This window comes from Mesorhizobium sp. M7A.F.Ca.CA.004.04.2.1 (genome assembly GCF_004022825.1).
GTDB lineage: Bacteria > Pseudomonadota > Alphaproteobacteria > Rhizobiales > Rhizobiaceae > Mesorhizobium.
The window spans coordinates 1-1,246 of the sequence record NZ_RZPH01001358.1; the positions used below are offsets into that span (position 1 = coordinate 1).

2 protein-coding genes are annotated in these 1,246 nt (G+C 60.0%); both read right to left on the minus strand.

The genetic code is table 11. From position 1 onward, the window contains the following. Nucleotides 1–91: 91 nt before the first annotated feature. Nucleotides 92–517, minus strand: coding sequence for an OsmC family protein (locus EN893_RS34535; protein ID WP_127270746.1), 426 nt, complete (start codon nucleotides 515–517; stop codon nucleotides 92–94). A 117-nt stretch (nucleotides 518–634) separates the two neighbouring features. Next, the gene (locus EN893_RS34540) at nucleotides 635–1,156 is read right to left on the minus strand and encodes a single-stranded DNA-binding protein (RefSeq protein ID WP_127270744.1); all 522 of its coding nucleotides are present in this window, start codon (nucleotides 1,154–1,156) and stop codon (nucleotides 635–637) included. Between the last annotated feature and the right edge of the window lie 90 nt (nucleotides 1,157–1,246).

Genomic DNA, 1,246 nt, shown 5'->3' on the forward strand with positions numbered 1-1,246 from the left:
GAGACAGCTACTGCCTACTGCCTACTGCCTACTGCCTACTGCCTACTGCCTACTGCCTACTGCCTACTGCCTACTGCCTACTGCCTACTGCCTATTTCGCCGTCGTGTCGATGACCTCGAAATCGTGGGTAATCGTGGCGGTCTTGGCCAGCATCGCGGAGGCCGAGCAATATTTTTCGATCGAAAGGTCGATCGCGCGTTTCACCTTGACGCTGGAGAGTGCCCTGCCCTTGACGACGAAATGCATGTGGATGCGGGTGAACACTCTTGGCTCGGTTTCGGCCCGCTCGGCATCAAGCTCGACCACGCAGTCCTCGACCGCCTCGCGGCCCTTTTCGAGGATATGCACGACATCATAGGCCGAACAGCCACCGGTGCCGATCAGCACCAGCTCCATCGGGCTTGGACCCGGCGTCCTGCCTTCCGGTCCGTGCGCTGTTCCGAGCACGACCTTGTGACCGCTGCCGGATTCCCCGACGAAGGTGCGCTCCTCGACCCACTTTACCCGCGCTTTCACCCAACTCGTCCTCTCACCGTATTTCGTTGATCGGCCCGGTCAGCCTCAATCACGATGCAAAACCCCGAAAGTCCATGAACGACTCTCGGGGCACTGTGTCCGACATAACTGTTGCGATCAGAACGGGATTTCGTCATCCAATTCGCGCGACGAACCACCGCCGCCGCCGCTCTTGGCACCGCCGCCACCGCGATTGAAGCCTTCGCTCGGGCTGGACTGGCCGAAATCGGAACCACGGCTGCTGCCGCCACCGGTATAGCCGCCGACCTGACCGCCCTCGCCCTGTCCGCGTGCGTCGAGCATCTGCAGCTCCCCGCGGAATTTCTGCAGCACGACTTCCGTCGTGTACTTGTCGGCACCGGTCTGGTCCTGCCATTTGCGCGTCTGTAACTGGCCCTCGACATAAACCTTCATGCCCTTCTTCAGATACTGCTCCGCCACCTTGGCGATGCCCTCATTGAAGATGACGACGTTGTGCCACTCGGTTTTTTCCTTGCGTTCGCCGGAATTCTTGTCGCGCCAGCTTTCCGATGTGGCGATGCGGATGTTGACGACCGGCTCACCCGAATTCAGGCGACGGATTTCGGGATCCGCGCCGAGATTGCCGACCAGAATGACCTTGTTGACGCTACCCGCCATGATATTTCTCCGCGCTCATCCGAAACAAATTTTTGTCGCAGCACCTTACAGGCTGCGGGCGATCGCCGCTTGCCATGGCTGCCTTTACCC